The organism is Pseudarthrobacter sp. S6 (assembly GCF_050156575.1).
Taxonomy (GTDB): domain Bacteria; phylum Actinomycetota; class Actinomycetes; order Actinomycetales; family Micrococcaceae; genus Arthrobacter.
In genome coordinates this window covers 2,127,412-2,147,986 of record NZ_CP189581.1, presented here as the reverse complement: position 1 = coordinate 2,147,986, position 20,575 = coordinate 2,127,412, and the positions used below count along the sequence as shown (strand labels likewise).

General features: G+C 64.9%; 20 protein-coding genes and 1 pseudogene. 16 read left to right on the top strand and 5 right to left on the bottom strand.

Annotation, left to right across the window (positions count from 1 at the left end):
- Window positions 1–316 precede the first annotated feature (316 nt).
- Both ACQCS0_RS10280 and ACQCS0_RS10275 read left to right on the top strand, forming a co-directional pair.
- Window positions 317–937, top strand: a complete 621-nt coding sequence (locus ACQCS0_RS10280; protein ID WP_354154959.1) for a transcriptional regulator — start codon at window positions 317–319, stop codon at window positions 935–937.
- Window positions 934–1,110: a hypothetical protein gene (locus ACQCS0_RS10275; RefSeq protein ID WP_354154958.1), complete on the top strand. Its 177-nt coding sequence runs from the start codon at window positions 934–936 to the stop codon at window positions 1,108–1,110. Before ACQCS0_RS10280 ends, ACQCS0_RS10275 begins: the two co-directional genes overlap by 4 nt.
- Before the next feature lie 53 nt (window positions 1,111–1,163).
- On the opposite strand, the gene ACQCS0_RS10270 is transcribed toward ACQCS0_RS10275, so the two are convergent.
- Window positions 1,164–1,559 (bottom strand): carboxypeptidase-like regulatory domain-containing protein, encoded by a 396-nt coding sequence (locus ACQCS0_RS10270; RefSeq protein ID WP_354154957.1) that lies wholly within the window; start codon window positions 1,557–1,559, stop codon window positions 1,164–1,166.
- Between the two features lie 392 nt (window positions 1,560–1,951).
- Window positions 1,952–2,392, bottom strand: a pseudogene (locus ACQCS0_RS10265) (DNA polymerase IV); the annotation flags it as partial.
- A 236-nt stretch (window positions 2,393–2,628) separates the two neighbouring features.
- Here ACQCS0_RS10265 and ACQCS0_RS10260 point away from each other — a divergent pair.
- Both ACQCS0_RS10260 and ACQCS0_RS10255 read left to right on the top strand, forming a co-directional pair.
- A complete protein-coding gene (locus ACQCS0_RS10260; RefSeq protein WP_354154956.1) occupies window positions 2,629–3,060 on the top strand; it encodes a DUF309 domain-containing protein in 432 nt (143 codons plus the stop codon).
- Window positions 3,061–3,183: 123 nt separating this feature from the next.
- On the top strand, window positions 3,184–4,002 hold the full coding sequence (locus tag ACQCS0_RS10255) for a DUF1206 domain-containing protein (protein ID WP_354154955.1): 819 nt from the start codon (window positions 3,184–3,186) through the stop codon (window positions 4,000–4,002).
- Window positions 4,003–4,164: 162 nt separating this feature from the next.
- Here the strand turns inward: ACQCS0_RS10255 and ACQCS0_RS10250 are convergent, their stop codons facing one another.
- From ACQCS0_RS10250 to ACQCS0_RS10240, 3 genes are all read right to left on the bottom strand, one after another.
- Complete coding sequence (locus ACQCS0_RS10250) at window positions 4,165–4,533, bottom strand: Fic family protein (protein WP_354154954.1); 369 nt, start codon at window positions 4,531–4,533, stop codon at window positions 4,165–4,167.
- Between the two features lie 466 nt (window positions 4,534–4,999).
- Window positions 5,000–5,146 carry a lmo0937 family membrane protein gene (locus ACQCS0_RS10245; protein WP_354154953.1) on the bottom strand — a complete coding sequence of 49 codons (147 nt, stop codon included), beginning with the start codon at window positions 5,144–5,146 and terminating at the stop codon, window positions 5,000–5,002.
- A gap of 590 nt (window positions 5,147–5,736) precedes the next feature.
- Window positions 5,737–6,771 carry an AAA family ATPase gene (locus ACQCS0_RS10240; protein WP_354154952.1) on the bottom strand — a complete coding sequence of 345 codons (1,035 nt, stop codon included), beginning with the start codon at window positions 6,769–6,771 and terminating at the stop codon, window positions 5,737–5,739.
- A 2,312-nt stretch (window positions 6,772–9,083) separates the two neighbouring features.
- On the opposite strand from ACQCS0_RS10240, the gene ACQCS0_RS10235 reads away from it, so the two are divergent.
- The 12 genes from ACQCS0_RS10235 (at window position 9,084) to ACQCS0_RS10180 (ending at window position 20,421) form a co-directional block, all read left to right on the top strand.
- A complete protein-coding gene (locus tag ACQCS0_RS10235; protein WP_185263369.1) occupies window positions 9,084–9,869 on the top strand; it encodes an amino acid ABC transporter ATP-binding protein in 786 nt (261 codons plus the stop codon).
- A 1-nt stretch (window position 9,870) separates the two neighbouring features.
- Window positions 9,871–10,515 (top strand): amino acid ABC transporter permease, encoded by a 645-nt coding sequence (locus ACQCS0_RS10230; RefSeq protein ID WP_185263368.1) that lies wholly within the window; start codon window positions 9,871–9,873, stop codon window positions 10,513–10,515.
- On the top strand, window positions 10,512–11,165 hold the full coding sequence (locus ACQCS0_RS10225) for an amino acid ABC transporter permease (protein WP_354154951.1): 654 nt from the start codon (window positions 10,512–10,514) through the stop codon (window positions 11,163–11,165). The genes ACQCS0_RS10230 and ACQCS0_RS10225 overlap by 4 nt, the downstream gene beginning before the upstream one ends.
- A gap of 63 nt (window positions 11,166–11,228) precedes the next feature.
- Window positions 11,229–12,101, top strand: a complete 873-nt coding sequence (locus ACQCS0_RS10220) for a substrate-binding periplasmic protein (protein WP_185263366.1) — start codon at window positions 11,229–11,231, stop codon at window positions 12,099–12,101.
- Window positions 12,102–12,253: 152 nt separating this feature from the next.
- Window positions 12,254–13,159 carry a dihydrodipicolinate synthase family protein gene (locus ACQCS0_RS10215; RefSeq protein WP_354154950.1) on the top strand — a complete coding sequence of 302 codons (906 nt, stop codon included), beginning with the start codon at window positions 12,254–12,256 and terminating at the stop codon, window positions 13,157–13,159.
- Between the two features lie 90 nt (window positions 13,160–13,249).
- Window positions 13,250–14,251, top strand: a complete 1,002-nt coding sequence (locus ACQCS0_RS10210) for a proline racemase family protein (RefSeq protein WP_354154949.1) — start codon at window positions 13,250–13,252, stop codon at window positions 14,249–14,251.
- Window positions 14,248–15,204: an ornithine cyclodeaminase family protein gene (locus tag ACQCS0_RS10205; protein ID WP_354154948.1), complete on the top strand. Its 957-nt coding sequence runs from the start codon at window positions 14,248–14,250 to the stop codon at window positions 15,202–15,204. The genes ACQCS0_RS10210 and ACQCS0_RS10205 overlap by 4 nt, the downstream gene beginning before the upstream one ends.
- Window positions 15,201–15,926, top strand: a complete 726-nt coding sequence (locus ACQCS0_RS10200) for a GntR family transcriptional regulator (protein WP_185263362.1) — start codon at window positions 15,201–15,203, stop codon at window positions 15,924–15,926. The genes ACQCS0_RS10205 and ACQCS0_RS10200 overlap by 4 nt, the downstream gene beginning before the upstream one ends.
- Window positions 15,923–17,107 carry an FAD-binding oxidoreductase gene (locus ACQCS0_RS10195; RefSeq protein WP_354154947.1) on the top strand — a complete coding sequence of 395 codons (1,185 nt, stop codon included), beginning with the start codon at window positions 15,923–15,925 and terminating at the stop codon, window positions 17,105–17,107. The genes ACQCS0_RS10200 and ACQCS0_RS10195 overlap by 4 nt, the downstream gene beginning before the upstream one ends.
- Window positions 17,104–17,436: a (2Fe-2S)-binding protein gene (locus tag ACQCS0_RS10190; RefSeq protein WP_354154946.1), complete on the top strand. Its 333-nt coding sequence runs from the start codon at window positions 17,104–17,106 to the stop codon at window positions 17,434–17,436. Before ACQCS0_RS10195 ends, ACQCS0_RS10190 begins: the two co-directional genes overlap by 4 nt.
- Window positions 17,433–18,896 (top strand): FAD-dependent oxidoreductase, encoded by a 1,464-nt coding sequence (locus tag ACQCS0_RS10185; protein WP_354154945.1) that lies wholly within the window; start codon window positions 17,433–17,435, stop codon window positions 18,894–18,896. The genes ACQCS0_RS10190 and ACQCS0_RS10185 overlap by 4 nt, the downstream gene beginning before the upstream one ends.
- 40 nt (window positions 18,897–18,936) lie before the next feature.
- Window positions 18,937–20,421 carry an aldehyde dehydrogenase (NADP(+)) gene (locus ACQCS0_RS10180; protein ID WP_354154944.1) on the top strand — a complete coding sequence of 495 codons (1,485 nt, stop codon included), beginning with the start codon at window positions 18,937–18,939 and terminating at the stop codon, window positions 20,419–20,421.
- Window positions 20,422–20,575: the final 154 nt, after the last annotated feature.

Here is a 20,575-nt window from a genome sequence, read left to right as displayed (position 1 = left end):
TGTGCACACCCTCTTTTTTGCCTTGCGGAAACAACTCCAACCCGCCGGAAGCAGCGGCGGCACACGGCACTGACCGCGGAAAAATAACACGACACTAGTCGCGAGTATCGATTTGGCCGGGCCATGACTTTCGGCCACGAATCGAGGATCCAAGCACACCACCCGCCCCTTTCCATCCGCCGGCTATTTCCTTCTCTGATCATGGGACATTCGACGGCACAGGACATGACCGCCCCGACCGAATCCGAGGGCCTGCCCAACAAGGATGCTCCTGTCACCGTTCGGTGACATAATAGAGGGAGACCGCGAGGACGCCATGACATTTGAAACCAGTATCGACTCGCCCGCAACAGTCGGGGCAATCATCCGTGCCCGGCGCCGGGACCGCGGGCTGTCGCAGCAGTCTCTCGGCGAGACCGCTGGTGTGTCACGGAAATTCCTTATGGATCTCGAAGCAGGCCACGAACGCGCCGAACTCGGCAAAACCCTTGCTATCTTCGCGGCCCTTGGACTATCGCTGGAAGCCACGGACCCCATTCCCAGCGGCCGCGACCACGACCCGGCACGGCGCGACTACGCCAAGACCTTCACCCAACTGATCAGCTCGCGCGACTACGAGTTCGCCATCAAGATGCTCGCCGACTACGCCACAGCATCCCTGAAAGCCGGCAGGCCGCTACTCCAGCGCAGCCCGCGACTCAAGGACCCGCACTGGTCCGCAGCTCTGGCCGGCATCACCAACTACACCGCTCACCGGCTCTGCCAGCCCTCCCCCTCCTGGACCAGGCGCATCAAGCCCCTCGACGCAGCGTGGATGCCCGCAGAGTCCTACCGCAGCATCCGTACATCCATGAAGGAACTCACCCGCGCACAAACGCCCCCTGAACTGGCCGCCTTGAACGTCTTCATCCGCGAACGCAGCCTGGCCACCGCATGACCGGCGGCGAACTCACCACCACACAAATCCATGCACTCCTCCAGGAGCTCGGCCGGCGTCTCCAAGCCGCCGGCACCCATGCCGACATCAAACTGGTCGGCGGTGCTGCCCTCATCCTCCAGGGCATTGGCCCTACGCTCACCACGCCGCCACAGAAACTAACGTGCACGTGATCGCTCCTGGCATTGAGTGACGGCGACATCTACCAGCCCTGCGCGGATCAGGCTTAGCGAATCCCGCTGTCAACAACCAGCGTGATGTGAACGGGCCGGTCCGAGATGACCACAGGCTCGGTAGCCGTCGAAGCGTAACCGCCGACGTTGGTCGCTCTGATCACATAACGACCGTCGGGCAGCGTCAGACGGAAGGCCCCGGTGCTATCGGTTTGTGTTGAGCCCTGGACGTCATCCCCGTCCAAGGCCACCACCGTGGCCCCTGATACGGGGCGCGGTGGACACTCCAGACCAATATTTTCCACGGGGCAGACCGGGGCGGTCAGGACGAACCCGGTCACAACCCCGGAATGCCCCGTAACCGGACCGCTTTGACTGCTGCACCCGCACAACCACAGGAGTGCTGGCAATAAGGCCCAGACGGAACACTTCACTTCACTCACCAACATTCCAGCACAACATCACGATCTCTGCCCGCCACTGGCTTACGGCGGCGGTCCGTTGGCCTGCACCGGACAACGTCGCCGACAGGCGGCTCAACAAATTGATGCACACCACTGAGTATCCACCCACCGTAGCTGGGCCGGTGTCGCGTCCCGCAGGCTCGTACAACCCGCTCGCCTCAGTTGCCGACATCCACCAGGCCAATGCCAGTGTCCTTGCCATGGGACCGTCACCACCGTCATCCCCGGTGCCGTTCCACGGCGCAGGCTCGGGCAAACGCTGGCGCTGGAGCGACGTACGACGTCGGCACCGGCCTTACCACCGGCGCCCGCGACACCTACGACCGATACTTCCGCGAAGTGACTCATCCGCGCTCGTAAGGAAGGGAGCGACGCCGTCACCAACCGCCGCGCGTAGGCGTATGACCCTTTCTGGCATCGTCGGGCATTGCCATTTCGGCCCGCAGGCCCAGGAGTCGGATCGGACGGCCCGCTTCGATTCCGGCTGCGAGGTCCAAGGCCCGCGCGAGGATTTCCTCCCGGTCGAATGTCTCGGGAATCTTCCTCGCGTGGGTCTTGGTGACGAACGGTGCGTACCGAACCTTCAGGATCAGCCCCACCACGGGCCGTCCTTCGGCCACAACATCCTCAAGGACGCGCCCTGTCAACTCCCGCACGGCGTCGTCCACCTGGGCGGGCTCAGTCAGGTCCCGCTGGAAGGTGGTCTCCCGGCTATGCCCGCGGGCAACCCACGGGGTGTCATCCAAAACGCTGGCACCGTCCCCGCGTCCGAGCTCCGCGTACCAAGGACCCATCCTGGGGCCGAACTCCCGGACCAGGAGGGGCTCCGGATGCCCCGGCACGGCAACGTCAGCAAGAGCGAGGTCGATTCCGTCGCTTTGAAGAAAGTCGCGAAGTTCTTGCGCGGCGTCCCGGACTGCTGCTCCCACCACCTCAGGGTTGTCCGACCCCCGCAGAGGATCTTAGTGCGGTGACGGATGTTCGAACGGCCGGGTCATAGCATTGGCCGTATGAAGGTTGATAAGGTCCAGGGCCGCCCAGGGCGGAAACTGCAATGACTGGTGACAGGGATCGGGATGCTTCAAGGCGCCCGCGGCAGGCCCGGCCACGTGACGCTCTTGGGCGGCCGCTGCCGTACGGAAGCGCTGGCGTGGAGCCGGTCTCGGAGGAGCCGCTGCCGCCGGCGCAGACTTTGGTATCGGCCCGGAGTCTGGTGGAAGCTGGCCGGCCCTTCGCCGCCCATGAGGTACTCGAGGCCCGATGGAAAGCTGGGCCAGCCGAAGAACGCAAACTTTGGCAAGGTCTCGCCCAGATCTGCGTCGGGCTCACCCACGCCGCCCGGGGTAACAGCGTTGGCGCGCTCCGGCTTTTAGAGCGCGGTGCGGCCCGACTCGCGGAGTACGGTTCCGGCGAGGGGCCGACCTACGGGCTCGACTTGTCCGCCGTTGTGAATTGCGCACGCGATCGCATGCGCACCGGCCCCTGACCCGGCTGCGGGCCAGTTCGTCTTCGCGGGCTCAGACCGGGCCTGTTTGAGCGCGGGCTCCCGTGAGAAAATAGTGTGTTGCACAGCACCGTATTTGCGCGCGCTGGCACTGAGGATCGGAAAATGAAGAAAGAGCTGAAGGACGCCGCGGACGCGGTCGAGGAAGCATCGAACTCCCGGGCTCTCGTGATCGCCGCCAGGGCAGGTTTTGCCGTCAGCGGCGTGTTGCACGTTCTGACCGGGTCCGTCGCTATCCAGTTGGCCTCCGGCAAAGCCGGACAGGCGGACCAGGGCGGGGCCGTCGCCCAGCTCGCCGGCCAGCCCGCGGGACTGCTGCTGCTGTGGACCGGATTCGCTGCCTGTGTGGCGCTGGCGCTCTGGCAAACCGGTAACGCCGTGTTCGCCTACGGTCAGCTGGAAGCCAAGAAGAAGGTGGGGAAGAAACTTTCCGCCTCAGGCAAGGGGGTAGTGTTCGCCGTCATCGCGCTGACGTTCGCTGCCTCGGCAAGCGGAAACAGCAAGAACAGCGGACAATCCACCAGCGATTTCACGGTCTCAATCATGAAAGCACCCGGGGGTGCGTTCCTGCTGATCGCCATCGGGGCCGCGGTCGCTGTCGTCGGCATTGTCTTCGTGGTCCTCGGATGCAAGGCATCGTTCAGGAAGGATCTGCGGCTGCCGTCCTCGGGCGCCGGCCGGTCCGTTGTGACGGGGCTGGGCGTGGTCGGCTACGTAGCAGAGGGCATCGCACTGTTTCTGGTGGGACTGCTGGTCATCATTGCCACAGTCAACGCCCACCCTCAGGAGTCCACCGGCTTGGACGGCGGATTGAAGGCCCTGCGCGAGCAGCCCTACGGAGTTTATATGCTGACCGCCGTCGGCGCCGGTCTGATCTGTTACGGCCTCTACCTGATGGTGAAGGCCAAAGTCGCGCGAATGTAAGCCGCCCGCCGACGCGGCCGGCTCCAGCTCCACTGACCTGGGGCAACGGCCGGCCCGCCCGGGAGCCACCAGGAGCGCGTCAGTCAATCTCATGACCCGACCGGTACAGAATCACATGACGGCTCAGGAACCACGCAACCGGCATGCCCACGAAACCGTCGACTAGCGCCTGACGAGATTCGTGGCAATCAGCCCGGCACTGACTTCAAGTGAGACATCGCCGGCGGCCACCCCCACCACGAGATCAAATGCCGCATCAGTGGTGAAGTCGTGCCGGTAGCCGTTGATCCAGGGCATCACAACCATCGGCGTCCACGCCGTGCGTTTGTTGCCGTCGATTAGAGGATGGAACCGGCCCACCGAATCCAAGAGGGCAGCTGCCTTCATCGGCAACTGCGGATAGGCCTCCGCACCCAAGACAGTTGTTGCCGGCCGGGCCAAAGCCGAGGCAACTAGCCCAACGTCACGGATATGGAACCCGTACGGGTCAACGACCTGCAGCGCATCCTCAATCTCGAGGTACGCGGTCACGCATCCTCAAGGCGGGTCAGGAGCTCCGCGTCATGGCTCATAAGGAAATCCAGCCCCTCGCCGATGTCCCGACGGCACCGGTGGCGCTGCAGCACAAGCTCTGCACCCTCTAGCAGCAACGCAGACTTGGAGGTATGTTTCCTCGGCAGCCAGCAGGTCCAGTCGCCAGTCCAGCTCTTCGGGAACACGCAGATTCATAGCCATACATTTATGGCACCAAACCAGTACCACCGCCTCAGAGGATCCAACTAGTGGGAGAACACCTCAGCTGCGTACCGGCATCTGACGAAAGGCCGGCTACCGGAGTTACAGAAGGAGCCCGGAAAGTCCCGAGCCGGCCCTTACGCAGAGAGCCGGGACCCCTCCGGCAGCAACGATTGAAGGATATTCTCAACTGCCGAGCCTTATCCGAGAACGCGGCGGCAGATCATCTCGCCGTCCCGCATCGGCGGACCAAAGTTTCGTATTAAACGCGTGACCTGCCGCGAACGAAGTGGATGACCAAGACGACCACGGCGATGACCAACAGTATGTGAATTAACCCGCCGCCTATGTTTCCGAGCAGGCCGAGAAGCCAGAGAACTGCGATAACGATAGCTATCCAAAGCAGCATGAGAGTCTCCTTTAAATACCCCGCGAAAATCGTGTGGTGGATAACACCATATGTCAGGATCGGGTTGTTGCAAATGGCAAGACGATAAGGCTTGACACCATCCGATCGGCAGCCCGAAGCATTTATGGCACCTCGATTCACCGCGGAAGAAGACGTGCGCCCCCGCTCGCCGCCCCCGGCGCGGGGTCCTTGCAGACGAGGTTGCGAGAGCAGAAAGTGCAAGGACGCCGAAGGTGGCAACGGCTTAGAACCCCAGCCAGCCGGAACCCCATCCCCCGACGGACGGGACCTTGGCGACCAGGCCTGGGCCCGTTCCCGGTTCGGGGTCATACTGCACCCGCCAACGTCTAAGCGGTGGCCGAGGGCCACGGCGCGCACATCAGTTTCATGTTTAAGGGCAGTTCGTTGTCTGAGGAGCAGCGCGAAGCCGCGGTGGCGCTGTTTGCGACCGGTTTGGGGGTCCATGGCCGTAGCGAGCAAGCTTGGGGCGGGTAGGAAAGCTGTCCTCCGGTTGCACGACAGTGGAATAGTTGGGCTTTTCCCGCTCGGGGGCGGGACGGGCCTTCGCCTGACAGCCGCCCCAGATCCGGTCAGGCCAGCCAGCGCCACCAGCGCGACTGCTCCGGTTCCGGCGTCGGTTCCGGCTCTGGCTCCTCGCCCAAGGCCAGCGCGGCCTCGACGATGTCGTCCGCGGTGAGCGTCATGACGGCCTCACGATCGAGCGCGTCGAGACTTCGTTCCTCGTCGAGCGACAGCCGCAGCGCCTGACGGTTGAGCGCCTGCTCGAACAGCGTGCGGGCGAACCGTGCGTTGCCGGAGTCCTCACCCGCGTGGAGCCCGGTGAAGATGCGGCGCAGCATCTGGTCCGCACCCGGCTCCAGCGTGTACTCGTGCTGGGCCAGCATCTGATGGAAGATCGTCTGGAGTGCGCCGACGGAGTAGTCAGGGAACGTGATCTCGCGGGCGAACCGGGAGCGCAGTCCGGGGTTCGAGAGCAAGAAGGACTCCATCAGCCGCGGGTACCCGGCCACGATCACGACCAGGCGGTGGCGGTGGTCCTCCATCCGCTTGAGCAGGACCTCGATCGCCTCGGGGCCGAAGTCCATCCGGCCGTCCTCCGGGGCCAGCGCGTAGGCCTCGTCGATGAACAGGACGCCGTCCAGCGCACGCCGGATCACCCGGTCCGTCTTGATGGCGGTCGCGCCGACGTACTGCCCCACCAGGCCCGAACGGTCGACCTCGACCAGGTGGCCTTTCTGCAGCAGACCGACCGCGCGGTACATCTCGGCCAGGAGCCGCGCCACGGTGGTCTTGCCCGTGCCCGGGTTTCCGAGGAACACCAGATGCTGTGATGTGGCCACCTCCGGCAGGCCGTGCGCCTTGCGGCGGGCCTGGACCTGGAGCAGTGCGACGAGGGCCCGCACCTGTTCCTTCACCGTCTCCAGCCCGACCAGCGCGTCGAGCTCGGCCTGCACCTCGGACAGCGCCCGGGCCGGCCCGGGCCTCGCACCGATGAGGTCGCCGACCAGGTCGTCAACGCGCTCCGAACCGTGCAGCCTGAGCTGATCGGTCAGATGGCCGATGGTTTCGCGCAGGTCGTCGAGCGGATTGCGGCTGGCAGCCATGCATCCACTGTAGTACTCGATTCCGACCAGGGTGGGGTTGGCCTCACCAGGTACCCGGAGACAGCGTCTGTGACGTTGAAGCCGAGACCGTTCGCTTCCTCGCGTGAACTGTCTGACGTGCGTGATCACGTCCCCTCGATTCATCGGCGTCGGCGCCGGCGCCGGCCAGGCTAGTCGAGTGCACCCATCGGTTAGCGAAGGTGACTTGAAGACGACTCGTGTGCGTGTCCACGATTATTCGGAGTTTTGTCCACGCAGTGAACCTGAAGTGACACTGACCTGCGATAACACCGTGTCTCACTGTCTACTCCGGACCCACACACCATTCGCTCCGACGCGGCCCGGGACTCTGTCGGCCGTGCCCTGCGGGCTGCATACCCGGCCCTAGGCCAGCCAGCAGCCAACCCCAACACAGCACTGATAGGTGTGGCGATCCGCCACCCCATGCGTGGGCTGAGCGCAGGGCTTCGCGAACATCTCATCAGGCGGTCATGTCTGAACGGCGTGCGGATGGCATGGAGAGGTGACAGCGCTAGGTCGCGGAGCACAATCCTAAAGGAGCAAGGCAGCTATGAACTCCCAGCCACTGGCACGCGCGCCCGTTCCAGCCGGCGCTACTGCCTTCGACGGCACCCTCGCCGCGGCCACGACAGGCCTCCGCGCCGGTCTCCCCCGCAGGTCATAGCAGAATCGTCGACGCACAACATGGATAAGTGTCATCAGAACCCGACGAGCAGCGGAAAGAACTAACGAGATGGCAAGTTGGGCAGCCGATCAAACCGTCACGAGGCGAAGCACACCGATCCTCATCCAAGTCATGTCGCATGGAACGTCCGGACGCATGAAGTGGTGCCGGCAGAACCTGCAGGAACGGACGGAATGCAAAGGGAACAATCGCCCGTGGACTCCGTGGACAATGTCCACACCCCTTGGGCCGGACAAACGGCCACATTCCCGCTCCCCCAGACTCCAAGATGGAACGAAAATAACGAAAGGATCTCAAGAAACCTCATCCAGGTCATGTCATCAGCGCAACCGCGCGACATGAATAGGCGACAGGCCCACTACGGCCGCCACATCAACCGAAAAGGAGACACAAATGCCCCCCACACCCCAGCAAACGGCGGGCATACTCGCCAGGTCCTGAGCCGGCCACTCAAATAATTTCATAGGCGCGCGCGGCGCCAGGCGCACTCCGTAACCGGTCTCACAGGGGCCAACGTAGGGTAAATGTACACACATCAGAAGCAAAAAACGCCTCTGACGTGGGAAAACGTGCCCGAGGTGGGACTCGAACTGCATTCCTACCCTTGCAAACACTGGGCTCCCGCGGAAACATACGGAATCCGGCCTAGTCCGGCAGCGGTACGGCCCAGTCCGAAGCCGAATGTGTGGACAGTGTCCACACTTCTTTTTTACCCACTTTGCTGCTCTTCCGAGCGACTGCCGCGACCCTCCGGCCGAGGCAGTTCTGTCGTTTGCGTGCGCTTATACCGTTCTGAATACGTTGTTCCAGCGCCGCGGCGTGGCCCCGCCGACGGCTGCCATCGAGTACCCCCAATACGTGGCAACTCGCAGGCTGGGAATGGAAAACGACATCGCGGCTTGTCCCTCCCTCCGAACATGCCATGCCTTAAGGAGTCGGACCACGCCTGATCAAACACGAGGAGGCCAGACGCTGAACACCATGAGCACCGGCGCCGACCGACCGCTGCCTTGCCGGTTTGCCCAAACCACCCCTGACTGACAAGTATGATCCGCCCTTGCCATCGCGGAACCCAGGACCTTGGGCGAAACCCGCGCGCAGCCAGGCGTTACCGCGACGGGGGCCGCCGTGACGAATCATTGTTATCGGCAGGTCATTATCCCTTCATGATTCGGGTGTCCAGTCCCACGTCCTGGACCGTTCGTTTTGGTTTCCGCCCCTTGCGCGGGCAACCGCCCTGCGTGGCCGTATTCAGTGGTCAGGATTACTTCTCCTGCAGGCTGACGAAAAGGAGTGCTGTCGGCTCCTCTGGGATCCTAATGGGCCTTGGAATCGTCATCTCGGGACCGGCGCGGTGTGCAGTCAGGTCGGCCGGCCAACCCGTACTGCAAATTTAAGAGAACCTCGTGGGACGCTACGCTGAGTGCTTCCAGCACGATTGTCGCTCCCTACCGGCGGAGCGCCATAGCGAGGGCCGTCGACCCGCGCGTCCTTAGTTTCGAAAACCCCTCTTCCATTGAGACCCTGTAACATGTACCATTTCACATATCACGTGACATGGCCCACATCGACCGATGGCCTTTTGGTCCCCACATGGAAGATCGCTATGACCCTTTCAGAAATTGCAGACGGCAAGCTCGCGCCCCGTACGGGCATCAAGTTAGACAACATTTCCAAGCGCTACGGCGACCACACTGTCCTCGACGACGTGTCCCTGCACGTCGAGCCGGGTACGGTCACAGCACTTATCGGCCCCTCGGGTGCCGGCAAGAGCACGTTCCTGAGGTGCATCAACCTCTTGGAGCGTCCCGATTCCGGCACCATCCAGGTTGCCGGGCACACCATCGAACCGGGCAAGGTGGTCAACAACAAGGACCTTGCCGCCCTGCGCAGCACCGTGGGCATGGTGTTCCAGTCCTTCAACCTGTTCCCGCACATGTCCGCCATGAAAAACATCAGCTTTCCGCAGCAGAAAGTACTGGGGCGCACCAAGGAAGCGGCCGACGCGCGCTCGTTGGAGCTGCTGGAACGGGTTGGCCTCAGGGAGAAGGCGAACCAACACCCGGGGAGGTGCTCCGGCGGCCAGCAACAACGCATCGCCATCGCCCGCGCCCTGGCACTTGATCCGAGCATCATGCTGTTCGATGAGCCGACGTCGGCATTGGACCCCGAGGTGGGGCTCGAGGTCCTGGCCGTCATGCGCGAACTGGCGGCCGATGGAATGACGATGATCGTGGTCACGCATGAGATGCAGTTCGCCCGGGACGTTTCCGACACGCTCGTGGTCATGGCCGATTGCAAGATCATCGAACAGGGCGACCCGGACGCCATCATGAGCGACCCGCGGGAGGCCCGGACCCGCCGCTTCCTGCGAGCTGTGCTGGAGCGCTGATATGGACGCCCTTTCAGCAGTACTCCAAGGCTTGCCCATGACCATCGCGCTGACCCTGTCGGCATTCGCCATCGGCATAGTAGGCGCCGTCCCACTGGCCGTAGGCCTGTCGTCGTCGAACATGCTTATCCGGCTGGCGTCGCGGCTCTTCGTCGACCTGGTCCGGGGCGTGCCGATCATCGTTTGGCTGTTCCTGCTGAAGTTCGGCATCCAGATCGGAACCTTCAAGTTCAACCCCGTTGCCGCAGCGATAGTCGGACTGGGTGTGGTTTCCATGGCCTATCTCGCCGAAATCTATCGTGGCGGACTCCAAGCAGTTCCGCGTGGACAGGGCGAAGCTGCCCACGCACTGGGCCTGACCCGCGGAACCACGTTCTACGGCGTGATGGTCCCCCAGGCCTTCCGGATAGTGTCGCCGTCCATCGCCACCTACCTGACCGGTCTACTCAAGGACTCCTCGATCGCCTCGACGATCATCGTTGCCGAGATGGTCTTCCAGTCCCAGTCCTTCGCCCGGCAGCACCCCACCGTCGAGGGGATCCTGCCCTACATGCTGGTGGGCATTCTCTACATCGTGCTCAGCCTGCCGGTCGCCTACCTGTCCCGCAGACTCGATTCCCGCATGAGGAAGGCTGTTTACGCATGACCTGGCTTACCGAATGGGCAGCATACCTGCCGCAGATGATGTCCGGCCTTGGCGTCAGCCTTCTGATCGCAGGGGTATCAATCGTCGCCGGCTACCCGCTGGGCCTGGTCCTCAGCGTCATGGTGAGCGCAAAGAATCTGGCCGTCCGCACCCTGGCGCTTGCCGTCGTCGAAATCGGCCGGGGGGCACCGGCATTGGTGATCCTCTACCTCTTCTACTACGGCCTGCCGAAGTTCGGCATCGCCTTCGAAAGCATCACCGCCGCGTGCCTGGCACTGATCTGGAACTCGGCCGCTTACTCGTCCGAGATCATGCGGGCCGGCATCCAGTCTGTGGGCCGCGGACAGCTCGAGGCTTCCAGCGCCCTGGGGCTCGCCCAGCGGCACACCTTCTGGCGGGTCATCATGCCCCAAGGCATGCGCTCGGCAATCCCCGGGCTCATGGGTGTTGCCATTCAAATGTTCCAAGGAACGTCCCTGGCATACGCCATCGCAGTCCCCGAGCTGATGAAGTCCGCCTACAACATCGGCAGCCAGGACTTCAATTACCTGCAGATCTTCGCCCTCGCCGGTCTTTGCTACGCCGCCATCTCAATGCCCGCCACCTGGATCACCGTCTTCTTCGAAAAACGCATGGCCCGCCACGCCTGACCGTTTTCCCGCATCATCGTCAACGTTCCATCAGTCCCCCAACCAACCACCACGGGAGCAATCATGATCAACAATCGCATCAAGACAGCCGGACTCCTGACCGCGAGCGCACTCACACTGGGCCTCAGCCTCTCTGCCTGCGGAGGGACCTCGGATGCCAGCAATTCAGGGTGCACGCCTAAGCACACAGACATCCATACCGTCGCCCCGGGAAAGCTCACTATCGGAGTCATCGATATCCCGCCGTTCAGCAGCTATGGCTCGGGCACCCCGACAGGCATCGACATCCAGATCGTCAACAAGATCGCCACGGATGAGTGCCTGACCCCGGTGTACCAGCAGGCCACCTATGCCGACGCCGTCCAGTCCATCTCGGGCGGAAACATCGACCTCGCCCTCGGCACGATCGACGCCACCGAGAAGCGTCTCAAGGCTGTTGATTTCTCCGCCTCCACGTACCTTGACGGCATGGGCATCGTCTCCAAGTCCGGCGCCACCACAGTGACCGACCTTGAAAAGATGAACAAGGTCGGCACCATCGACGGCTACCTCTGGGTCGAGGACCTCAAGAAGATCCTGGGCGACCGCCTGGTGACGTACCCCAGCAGCGTGGAGCTGAAGGCCGATTTCGACGCCGGTCGGCTCGACGCTGACGTCGACGCCTATGGCGTGCAGGTGCTCCAGTTCAAGGATGCCCAGGGTGTGACCGTGGCCCTTTCCAACGAGAAGCCGGATCCGCGCGTCGGCGCCATCAAGAATGCCCCCGAGGCTGCCTTCCCGATCACCAAAGGCAACACAAGCCTTAAGGAAGCGCTCGACGCCGGAATTGTCGCCCAGCGCGAAGACGGAACGATCGCGAAACTACTGATCGACGCCGGCCTGTCCGAGGGGCTTGGCAAGGTCGCCGCCGAACAGTACGTGGTTCCGGCCAGCTAGCCCCGGTGCCCGATCGAATCGGAACCTGACCTCAACGAAATCCATCACCCATTTTTAGCAACCTGTGCAATGTCACATGGTAAGTTTGGCCGTGAGGTACGTCACGGCTGCAACACACGCGCCAAGCGTGCCAACCGAAAGGATCATCCATCATGACTGAAACCCGTAAGCCGTGGCATGGAGTGCTCGTCGCTACCTCACTGCCGTTCAATGACGACTTGAGTGTGGACTACGACGCCTACGCCGAGCACGTCCGATCCCTGGCAAACGCAGGCTGCCACGGTGTGGCCCCGAATGGTTCATTGGGTGAATACCAGACCCTCAGCGAAGAAGAACGCGCCCGGGTAATCACCACGGCAGTCGACGCCGCCCCCGAAGGCTTTACCGTCATGGCCGGCGTGGGCGCCTACGGTGGCCTGCAAACCCGCAAATGGGCGGAACAGGCCGCCGAAGCCGGCGCCGGCGCCCTGATGCTGCTCCCCCCGAACTCCTACCGGGCCACCGATGACGAGGTAGTGGACCACTACCGCCTCGCGGCCGCCGTCGGGCTGCCCGTCGTGGCGTACAACAACCCGATCGACACGAAGGTGGACCTGACCCCGCAGCTGATCGCCCGGTTGCACGGCGAAGGCCTGATCGTCGGCGTCAAGGAGTTCACCGGCGATGTCCGCCGCGCCTACGAGATCAAGGAACTCGCTCCCGAAGTGGACCTCCTGATCGGGACCGACGATACCGTCGTCGAAATGGGCCTGGCAGGTGCCGTGGGCTGGGTGGCGGGCTACCCGAACGCCATTCCGGAAGCCACCCTCGAGCTCTACCGGCTCTCCACCTCCGGCGATGTCGCAGACCTCGAGCGGGCCCGCGAAATCTATCGCGACCTGCACTCGCTGCTCCGCTGGGACAGCAAGACGGAGTTCGTCCAGGCCATCAAGCTGTCCATGGACGTCGTTGGCCTCCGCGGCGGCGCCTGCCGCCCGCCGCGCGGTCCGCTCACCCCGGCCGTGCGCGACGCCGTCATCCGTGACACCGAAGCAGCACTCGCCAAGGGCTACAAATAACCGACCAGCTCACCGCCAGTTCCGTAACTGCCCCTTGGGACGCCAAGGGGCAGTTACGGAGCAACAGATGGAACAAAGAGGGAGTATTCCATGAGAACCAGCCGCATTTTCCACGCCGTGGACTCGCACACCGAAGGCATGCCCACGCGGGTCATCACCGGCGGAATCGGGACGATCCCCGGTGACACGATGGCTGAGCGCCGCTTGTGGTTCATGGAGAACAGCGATTGGATCCGTACCCTCCTGATGACCGAGCCGCGCGGCCACGCCTCGATGAGCGGGGCCATCCTCCAGCCATCCACGCGTCCGGACGCGGACTTCGGCGTGCTGTTTATCGAGGTTTCCGGTCTGCTGCCGATGTGCGGCCACGGCACCATCGGGGTCGCAACCGTCCTGGTGGAGACCGGCATGGTCGACGTCGTCGAGCCCGTTACCACCGTACGGCTCGACACTCCTGCCGGCCTGGTGATCGCAGAGGTGGCAGTCAAAGACGGGCAGGCCGAGTCCGTGACCATCCGCAACGTGCCATCGTTCGTTGAGCGGCTCGACGCCAAGGTCGAAGTGCCCGGGTTCCGTCCGGTGTCCTACGACCTGGCGTTCGGCGGAAACTTCTACGCGATCGTAGACCTAGACAGCCTGAATTTGCCGTTCGAGCGCGGACGCAAGGATGACCTGCTCAAGGCCGGACTGGCGATCATGGACGCGATCAACGCCACGGACGAACCGGTCCACCCGGAGCGCGACGACATCCGCGGCTGCCATCACGTGTATCTCAAGGCGCCGGGGTCCACAGCGGAGCATTCCCGCCACGCGATGGCCATCCACCCTGGTTGGTTCGACCGCTCACCCTGCGGCACAGGAACAAGCGCCCGGATGGCCCAGCTGCACGCCCGCGGCGAGCTGGCCTTGGGCACGGACTTCGTCAACGAGTCCTACATAGGTTCGCGTTTCATCGGCCGCCTAGTCGAGGAGACGGAAGTCGCCGGCCGTCCAGCGGTGATCCCCACCGTCACAGGACGGGCCTGGCTGACCGGCACCGCACAGTATTTCCTCGATCCCACCGATCCCTTTCCTGCGGGGTTCCTGCTGTGAACATTCCTTACTTTGATTCGACGTCGGTGCGGGCTGCTGCTCCCTGGACAACGGCCATCGATGCCATTGAGCAGGCGCTCCTGAACGTGGTTGACCCTGAGGACGACAGCCCGCGGTTGTTCAGCCCCGCGCCAAACGGCGAATTCCTGCTCATGCCTGCAACAAACCGCGAGTACAGCGGGATCAAGGCGCTCACCGTGGCCCCAGCCAACCCGGCACGGGGGCTGGAAAAGATCCAGGGGGTCTATATTCTCTTCCATTCAGACACGTCAACCCCTTTGGCCACGATGGATGGCAACGAACTCACGGCCATCCGGACACCGGCCACCACGCTGCTGGCCATCAAGCACATCCTTGCCTCGGCGCCCCGCCCCGCCGCTCCCCGTCACCCCGGCCCGACCCGGGTGCTTGTGTTCGGCACCGGCGTACAAGCGCTCAACCATCTTCGCGCCGCGCACGCCGTGCTCCCGGAGGCGAGCCTCGCCGTCGTCGGCCGGCGCCCGGAGCGGGTGTCGGCGCTGATCGAACAGCTGGACGCAGAGGGCATCGAAGTCCGCCCCGGAACCCCTGCGGAGGTGCCCGACGCCGATGTGGTGATCTGCGCAACCTCCTCCCGTACGCCGCTGTTCGACGGCGGCTTGGTTGCCCCCGGTGCCGTAGTGGCAGCGGTGGGCCAGCACGGCCTGGATGCCCGGGAGGTCGATGCCGCCTTTGTGCGGCGCAGCGACGTCGTGGTCGAGGGACGGGCCTCGGCGCTGCGCGAAGCCGGGGACCTGATACCTGCACGGTCTGCAGAGGAGTGGCAAGCGATCCGTCCCGCCAACCTCCGCGATCTTGTGAAAGGCGAATTCGGGCGCTCGGCAGGAAAGCCCTGCCTGTACGCCGGGGTGGGGATGGCATGGGAAGACCTCGTGATCGCCAGCCTGGTGTATGAAGGAGGCACTCGATCATGAATCCCGTACAAGGAGTGCTCACCGTGCCAACCAACAACCAGCTTCCGATCGCCCCGCTCGGCCGCCAGCACAGCCTGCGCGAGTCAGTGACCGATTCCCTGCGCACAGCGATCATCGCCGGCACGTTGGAGGAGGGCACCCTCTATTCCGCACCGGCACTTGCCGCCGCTTTCGGTGTCTCAGCCACACCCGTGCGCGAGGCAATGATGGACCTGACGCGCGAAGGCCTGGTGGAGACAGTCAAAAACAAAGGCTTCCGGATCACCACCATGAGCGACCGGGAGCTGGACGAGCTTACGGAGATCCGCCTGCTCCTCGAGCCGCCGGTTGTTGGCGACGTGGCCGGCACTGTTCCACCATCCGGAGTCAAGGTCCTGCGGTCCATGGCCGACGACATTGTTGATGCTGCGCGGCAGGGCGACCTCACTGCCTACCTTTCCGCGGACCGCATCTTCCACGCGGAGCTTCTGCGGTACGCCGGCAACGGCCAGCTTGTTGAATTGGCCACCAGCCTCCGGTCCCGAACCCGCCTGTACGGCCTCAAGATCCTGAGCGAGAGCAACCGGCTGGCCGATTCCGCCCAGGAACACCACGTCCTGCTGGACCTCATCGAGGCCGGAGATGGAGCCGCGGCGACTGAATTGATGCGCCAACACATCAGCCACGCCCGTGGCCTTTGGGCCACCGGAGAGACCGAGACAGCCGAGGAGCAGCAGACATGAACGCAGCGAGCGATGTGCTTGTCATCGGCGCAGGCGTAATCGGGGCCGCCACTGCCTATTTCGCAACGCAACAGGGCCTCACCGTGACCGTCCTGGACAAGGGGCTCCCCGCCAGCGGCACGTCGTCGGCCTGCGAAGGAAACATCCTCGTCTCTGACAAGGAACTCGGCCCCGAGCTTGAACTGACCCGCTACTCCCTGGACGTGTGGCATGGCGACCTGGCTGAGCACAAGCGGCTCTGGGAATTCGAGTCCAAGGGCGGCATCATCGTGGCCTCCCGCGAAAGCAGTCTGGCATCGCTCAACCGTGTGATGGCCTCCCAGTCCGGCTACGGCGTTCTTGTGGACAGGCTGGACCCGGATGAGCTGCGGAAAGCCGAACCGCACATCACACCGGACGCCCTGGGCGGAGCGTTCTACCCGGAGGACTGCCAGGTGCAGCCCATGCTGGTTGCTGGGCACCTGGTCCGGCTGGCGACTCAGGCCGGGGCACGTTTCGTTGCGGATACGCCCGTTAGCGGCTTCCTTAGGAGCGGAGACCGCGTCACCGGCGTCCAGACTCCGCGCGGCGACTTCTCCGCCGCGGCCGTGGTCAACTGCACCGGGACGTGGGCCGGCCAACTCGCCGCGCTGGCCGGGGTGAGCGTACCTTTCCTCCCCCGCCGCGGCTTCGTTATGGTCACCGAGCCGTTGCCGCCCATGGTCCACCACAAGGTCTATGCGGCCGAGTACATCGACAACGTGGGCAGTTCCGACGCCGGACTCCAGGCCTCACCAGTGGTCGAAGGAACCCCCAGCGGCACCATCCTCATCGGCTCCACCCGCGAACGCGTCGGCTTCGACCGCACGGTGAGCACCGACGCGCTCCGGCTCCTGGCGGGTAACGCCGTGGCGCTCTTTCCTTTCCTCGAACACGTTAAGGCCATCCGCCACTACCACGGTTTCCGGCCCTACTGCCCGGATCACCTCCCGGTGATAGGCCATGACGATCGCGCCCCCGGACTGTGGCATGCGGCCGGCCATGAGGGTGCCGGCATTGGCCTTTCCGCGGGAACGGGCAAGCTCCTGGCACAGGCCCTGGCCGGCCAGTCGCCGGATCTTGACCTGGCCCCGTTTGCCCCGGCCCGGTTCGGCGAACAAGCCCCCAACAGCACAACACACCGAGAGGAGGCCACAGCATGAGCGCCTACACATCAGGAGACAACTTGCCTGGCACGCCGGGCGAGATAACCCTCAGCTTTGACGGCCGTCCGATCAGGACATCTGCGGGCCAAAGCGTTGGCTCGGCGCTGGTCACCAACGGCATCACCGCCTGGCGCGATACGCGCACGCACGCACGTCCCCGCGGGCTGTTCTGCGGCATCGGCGTGTGCTTCGACTGTCTCGTCGCGGTCGACGGCGTACCGAACCAGCGCGCCTGCCTGGTGGAAGTGCGCGAGGGCATGGACATCAAGGGTTCCTGCGAGCCCAACGTACGTCCATTGGCTGGATCCGAGGGGGGACGGGAATGAGTGCCGCGGTTCCGGGCATCGTTGAAGCGGATGTTGCCGTCGTGGGTGCGGGGCCGGCGGGGCTGGGAGCGGCCGTTTCGGCAGCCGAGGCCGGAGCCGCCGTCGTGGTTGTGGATGCCGGCCCCCAACCAGGCGGCCAGTTCTGGCGGCACCGCCCCGAAACCGTCGAGCCCAACCCCGATGGTAAAGGCCACCATGGTTGGCGGACCTACAGGGACCTCCGTGCCCGTTTCGACGCCGCCAGCCACACGGGCCGGATCACGTACGTGCCCGGCCAACAGGTCTGGATGGCGGAAAAGGTCGACGCCGGATTCGTTGTCCGCACAACGCCCACCGTGACGGCCGGCCCGATGTCCGGAACGGCCGACGGCGGCAGCACCGTCGTCGCCCGCCGCCTGGTCTTGTGCCCCGGCGGCTACGACCGCCAGCTGCCGGTTCCCGGCTGGGACCTGCCCGGCGTGATGGCCGCCGGCGGAATCCAGGCGTTCATCAAGGGCAACGGAGCCCTGCCGGGGAAGCGCTTCGTCATCGCCGGCACCGGCCCGTTCCTTTTACCGGTGGCGGCGGGCATTGCCGAAGCCGGCGGACAGGTCCCCGCAGTGCTCGAATCGTCCTCACCCAAGGCCTGGCTGCCGCACCTCAAGGCAGCCGCGGGTGTGCCCGAGAAGGCCGTCGAGGGAGTGGAGTACGCGGCCGTGTTCGCCCGGCACCGGATCCCGTACCGCATCCGGACCATCGTCACGGAGGTACTGGGAGACGGCCGCGCCTCCGGCGTGCGCACAGCCAAGGTGGACGCTGCCGGCCGGGTCCGGCCCGGCACGGAGCGCGTTTACCGGGACGTGGACGTCATCGGCTTCGGCTGGGGTTTCACGCCGCAGATGGAGCTGCCCCTGTCCCTCGGAGTTGAAACCCGCCTGGATGCCGATGGCTCCCTGGTCGGCGTCGTCACCGACCGCCAGGAATCCAGCATTCCCGGCCTGTTCCTTGCCGGGGAGGTCACCGGTGTCGGAGGCGCTACCCTGGCGGTGCTCGAGGGCCTCACTGCCGGCACCTCCGCAGCAGCCGCTCCGGAACCCGCCGCGGCACTGCAGGGCCTGCGTGCCATGGTGCGGCACCGGCGCTTCGCCGAGGCCATGCACCGTGCCCACCCTGTGCCCGCCGCCTGGCAGGACTGGCTCGCTCCGCAGACCACCGTATGCCGCTGCGAAGAGGTCACGGCCGGCGAGATCACCGGGGCCCGGGACGACCTGGGAGCCCGCGACGCCCGCACACTCAAATCCTTCACCCGCGCCGGAATGGGCTGGTGCCAGGGCCGCGTCTGCGGTTTCGCGGCCGCCTGCCTGGGCGCAGGCCCGGGTGGTGCTCCCACCATTGAAAGCCTGTCCGCCGCCGCAAAACGACCATTGGCTGCACCCGTGGGGATCGGCGAACTCGCCGCCCTCCAGACTACGGACGACTGAACTTCCCCTTCTGACCCTGCCTCCCGAAAGGAGACTGCGCATGACCACGATCGCCCCGGCCTCCGCCGTCGCACTCCAGCCCACCACCGACGCCGAGCTGGAACAACTGCTGGCAGCGGCCCAAACGGCGGCGGCGCCACTGGCCGCACTCCGTCCCGCCGAGCGCGCCCGGCTGCTCGACGCCGTCGCGGACCGCTTGGATGCCGCAGCCGACCAACTCATTCACGAAGCCGAACAGGAAACCCACCTGCCCGGGGCGCGCCTGCGCGGAGAGCTCAAACGCACTACCTTCCAGCTGCGCCTCTTCGGGGAAGAGCTGCGCGACGGCGGCTACCTTGACGCCCGCATCGACCACGCCGACGCCGAGTGGCCAATGGGCGCGCCGCGACCGGACCTGCGGCGAGTTCGCGTGCCCGTGGGCCCCGTAGTAGTGTTCGCGGCCAGCAACTTTCCCTTCGCGTTCTCCGTTGCCGGCGGCGACACCGCTTCAGCCCTGGCTGCAGGCAGCCCGGTGCTGCTCAAGGCCCACTCCGGCCACCCCGGACTGTCCCGGCTCACAGCCGAGGTGGTGACCTCCGCGCTTCGCGAGGCTGGCGCTCCGGACGGCACGTTCGCCCTCATCGCCGGGACTGCCGCGGGAGCCGCAGCCCTGCGCGACCCTCGGGTCAAAGCCGGCGCCTTCACGGGGTCCATCCCTGGCGGCCGCGCACTGTTCGATATCGCGAATTCCCGGCCGGAACCGATCCCCTTCTTCGGGGAACTGGGCAGCAACAACCCGGCCTTCGTCACCGAATCCGCAGCAAGCCAGCGTGGTGCGGAGATCGCCCAGGGGTTCGTGGGCTCCTTCACCATGGGGGCCGGGCAATTCTGCACCAAGCCCGGGACGCTTTTTGTTCCGGCTGGATCCGGGATGGTGGAGGCCCTGCGCGACGCCGCCCTGCCACCGGCCGCGCCCCTGCTTAATGAACGGATCCAGTCCGGCTACACCGACGTCCTGGCGAACCTGCAATCAAACCCGCGCCTCACGGTGCTGGCCCAGGGAGCAGGCCCACTGGCCGATCCCCCGGGTCCGACGCTCCTCCTCACCACTGCCGCGGACATGCTGTCGGAGCCGCATGCCCTCCAAACCGAATGCTTCGGACCCACCGCCGTAGTCATCACGTACGACGACGAGTCCCAACTCCCCGAGCTCGCCGAGACCTTCGAAGGTCAACTGACCGCCACCGTCCATGGAACTGATTCCTGCCAGGTGGCCGAACTTGTGGAGATCCTGGCCCGCAAGGCAGGTCGGGTGGTCTGGAACCAGTGGCCAACAGGTGTTTCGGTCACTTATGCGCAGCAGCATGGCGGACCGTACCCCGCCACCACCGCCGCCGGAAGCACGTCCGTGGGCACGGCCGCGATCGAACGCTTCCTGCGGCCGGTCGCTTACCAAGGCTTCCCCCAGCACCTCCTGCCGGAGGCACTCCGCGGGGATAATCCCCTTGGGGTGCCTCGGCTGGTGGACGGCCGGCGGGAGGCGTAGCCGTGGTTGTGGTCCCGGTGTGGCAGATTCTTAGCCGGCGTGTGGACCGGCCCGGGAGCAGGGCACAGGGCCGGGATGTTCCCGAGCAGGAGACCAGCCGGCAGAGCATAGGCAAGCGCTTGTATGCCAGCGACTCCTATTGGTGGATCCTCGC